Source organism: Protofrankia sp. CiP1_Cm_nod1 (assembly GCF_920888515.1).
Classification (GTDB): Bacteria; Actinomycetota; Actinomycetes; order Frankiales; family Frankiaceae; genus Protofrankia.
Genome location: NZ_CAKKTM010000245.1, coordinates 1 through 3,660, shown reverse-complemented (window position 1 = coordinate 3,660; position 3,660 = coordinate 1). Strand labels below are relative to the sequence as shown.

The following is a 3,660-nucleotide window of genomic DNA, read 5'->3' as shown; positions in this document are numbered from 1 at the left end:
GTCCTGGCCGGCCTGGACGAGACCCAGCTGCGCGCCGCCCGCACCGCCCTCGACGCCGGTGTGAGCCTGCTCACCGGCGGTCCGGGGACGGGCAAGAGCCGGACGGTCGCCGCGGTTGTGCGGCTCGCCCGCGCCGCCGGCGCGCAGGTGGCCCTGGCGGCCCCGACCGGCCGGGCCGCCAAGCGGCTGGAGGAGCTGTGCGAGTGGCCGGCGAGCACGCTGCACCGGCTGCTGCAGGCGCAGGGCACCTCCGGGACCTTCGCGCGCGACGCCGACAACCCGGTCGAGGCGGACCTCGTCGTGGTCGACGAGGTGTCCATGCTCGACGCCGAGCTCGCCGCGGCCCTTGTCGACGCCTGCGCGGACGGCACCCATCTGCTGCTCGTCGGGGACCCGGCGCAGCTGCCCAGCATCGGCCCGGGCCGGGTGCTGGCCGACCTGCTGGCGGCCGGGGTGGTGCCCGTGACCGAGCTGCGGCGCCTCTACCGGCAGTCCGAGGGCGGCGGGATCGCGACGCTGGCGACGGCCGTGCGCGCCGGCGAGCTGCCCCCGCCCCCGTCCGGGCCGGACCGCGAGGTGGTCGTGGTGCCCACCCGCGGCTCGGGCGAGGCGGCACACCGGGTCGTCCAGCTGGTCACCGGCTCCATCCCGCGGGCGCTGGGCATCCCGGTCGCGGACATCCAGGTGGTGACCCCCGTCCACGGCGGCCCCGCGGGGACGCAGGCGCTCAACGCCGCGCTCAAGCAGGCGCTCAACCCCGGTGCCGGGGCGGCCGGCGGGTTCGACGTCGGGGACCGGGTGGTGGCCACCGCGAACCATCTCGACGACGGGTTCGCCAACGGCGAGATCGGCGTGGTGACCGCGACCGGTGACAAGGGCGCGCTCACGGTGGCGTTCCCCGGCGGGGACGTGGTGGTCCCGGGCGGGATCGTCGGGGACCTGCGGCACGGCTGGGCGGTCACGGTCCACCGGGCCCAGGGCAGCGAGTGGCCGGCGGTGGTGGCCGTGTTCCCCCCGGAGGCGGGCCGGATGCTGACCCGTCCGCTGATCTACACCGCGTTGACCCGGGCGCGGCGGCACCTGTCGGTGGTGTCCGTCAACGGCCCGGCGCTGCGGGCCGCGGTACACAGCGCCGGTGGCCGGCAGCGCGCCACCCTGCTGCCGGTCCTGCTCGCCCAGGAGGTCCAGCCTGAGGCGGCCGACGAGGAGGGACGGCAGGACGGATCATGAGCCCATCCGAGCTTTCCCCCGCCCCCGTGCGGGCCGTGGCCGATCAACCGGCCGGCACCGACGATCGGCAGGCCGGCACTGTGAGTACCGTCTCGCTGGTGAGTGCCGACTTTTCCGGGAGCCCGGTGGCGGATCCGCCCGCGCCGGCGCCCCCCGCGCCGGCAGCGGTGCCGGCCGCGCCGGCGTCTCCACCGGCGGTAGGGCTGGAAACGGCGGTGGCGTCGAGCGCGGCACCGGCGGTGGCACCGACAGCACCGACAGCGGTGGCGGCACCGACAGCGGTGGCGTCCCGCCCGGAGGCGGCGCGCGTCCCGTCGGCGGCCGTTCCCGGCGAGGCCGAGCGGCCGCCGGCCACGCCCGACTGGGTGGCGCACGGGGAGCGCTGGCTGCGCCGGCTGCTGGTCGTCGGCACCATCGCCGCGATCGTGATCGGGGCCATCGCCCGCTTCGCGACCCCGAGCCATCTCTGGCTGGACGAGTCGCTGACGGTGGAGATCGCCCGCAGGCCGGTCGGCGGCCTGCTCGACGCGCTGCGGCGGGACGGCTCACCGCCGTTGTACTACCTGTCGCTGCACGTGTGGATCTCGATGTTCGGGACGGGTGACGTCGCCGTCCGTGCGCTGTCGGGCATCCTGTCGCTGGTCACCCTGCCGGTCGCCTGGATCGCCGGCCGCCGGGTCGGGCGGATCGCGGTGACGTTCGGCAGCGGTGACGCCGACACCCCGCGCCGGGCGGGCCTCGCCGCCCTGCTGCTGTTCGCCTGCTCGCCGTACGCGATCCGCTACGGCAGCGAGACCAGGATGTACTCGCTGGTCGTCCTGCTGGTCCTGCTGTTCGGGCTGGCCCTGGTGCGGGCGCTGGAGCGGCCGTCCCGCCGCCGGCTGGTGGTGCTCACCGTGGCCACCTCGGCGCTGGTCTACACCCACTACTGGACGTTCCTGCTGCTCACCACGGTCGCGGTCTTCCTCGCGCTGCAGGCGCTGCGCCGGGCGAACTACCGCCGCCCGGCGCTGTCGGCGCTGGCGGCGATGCTCGCCTCGGCGGTGGTGTTCGCGCCGTGGATGCCGTCCTTCCTGTTCCAGATGCTGCACACGGGCACGCCGTGGGCGGCCCGGGTGCAGGCGCAGGTGCTGCTGGACACGGTGTTCGACTGGGCCGGCCCGACCTCGACCGGCGCGCTGCTCGGGGTGGTCCTGCTCGCCGCGGCCCTGCTCGGCCTGACCGGGCGCCCGCAGGACGACGGGCTGCACATCGTCCCGACCGGGCGGGTGCCCGGCCGCTACCTGGTCGCGGTGTGGCTCCTCCCGCTCGCTCTCGCCTACCTGGTCAACACCACCGGCGGCAGTGCCTATACGGAGCGTTACACCGGGATCTCGCTGCCGGCCTGCCTGCTGCTCGCCGCGCTCGGCATCGGCCTGCTGCCCGGCCGGGCGCACGTCACGCTGCTGGTCATCGTCTGCGTGACCGGGCTGTTCGGCGGCTGGCACATGGCCCGGCAGGAACGCACCCAGAGCGGGGAGATCGCGAACCGGATCGCGGCGCTGGCCCGGCCGGGTGACGTGGTCGCCTACTGCCCCGACCAGCTGGGCCCGGCGGTGTACCGGGCGATCGAGCGCCGCGGCGGCCTCGACGTCCGGCAGATCGTCTACGCCGACACCAGCGGGCCGGCGCTGGTCGACTGGGTCGACTACGCGGAACGGATGCGACGGGCCTCCGGCGCCGACTTCGCCGCCCGGGTGAACGCGATGGCCGGGCCGGGGCACGCGGTGTTCCTGGTCCGGGCGGACGGCTACAAGACCCTGGAGGGGGCCTGCGCGGTCGTCTCCGACCAGCTGGCCGCCCTGCGCGACCGCACCTTCCAGGTCGACCGCCGCATGGTCTACGAGGGTGCCTCGCTGGAACGCTTCTCCACCCTGCGCTGACGGGCAGGCCGCCGCTGCCGGCAGCCACCCGGCCGGGCCGCCGCCGACGTCGCTGTCGGCAGCGGCGGCGACGACGTCGGCGACGGCCCGCGGCCCGGCCGCTGGCAGCTCACCGTCATCACCAGCAGCGCCATCGGCAGCGTGTAGTGGTTGAAGTACGACTGCTTGTTCATGACGTCGAGGGTCAGCAGCACCACGGCGGCGCCCAGGCAGAACCCGGCCGCGTCCGCGCGCACCCGCCAGGCCAGCAGGTAGGCGCCGGCCAGCGCGAGCAGCATCGGGGCGAACCCGGCCGTGACCCCGGCGTGAGCCAGCACGCCGGGGATGGACAGCGAGTCACCCCGGACGGGGTAGCCCAGGTTGGTCGTCACCGCGTCCGCCCAGAAGTCCGCCGGCCCGGCCAGCACCCAGGGGGCCACCAGCGCGGCGGCGGCGCCGGCCGCCACGAGCACCCGCCGGGGCCCGAACGCCGGCCACATCGCCGCGACCGGGGCCAGCAGCACCAGAT

General features: G+C 75.9%; 2 protein-coding genes and 1 pseudogene. 2 read left to right on the top strand and 1 reads right to left on the bottom strand.

Annotated elements, in window-relative coordinates; genetic code table 11:
• Together NBX02_RS11145 and NBX02_RS11140 are read left to right on the top strand one after the other, a co-directional pair.
• Positions 1-1,230 (top strand): AAA family ATPase (locus tag NBX02_RS11145; RefSeq protein WP_250291238.1); only part of this gene is annotated, 1,230 nt, incomplete at its 5' end.
• Positions 1,227-3,152: a glycosyltransferase family 39 protein gene (locus NBX02_RS11140; protein ID WP_250291237.1), complete on the top strand. Its 1,926-nt coding sequence runs from the start codon at positions 1,227-1,229 to the stop codon at positions 3,150-3,152. The genes NBX02_RS11145 and NBX02_RS11140, both read left to right, overlap by 4 nt.
• Here NBX02_RS11140 and NBX02_RS11135 read toward each other — a convergent pair.
• Positions 3,110-3,660 (bottom strand): annotated as a pseudogene (locus tag NBX02_RS11135) (glycosyltransferase); the annotation flags it as partial. The gene NBX02_RS11140 and the pseudogene NBX02_RS11135 sit on opposite strands and share 43 nt — an antisense overlap.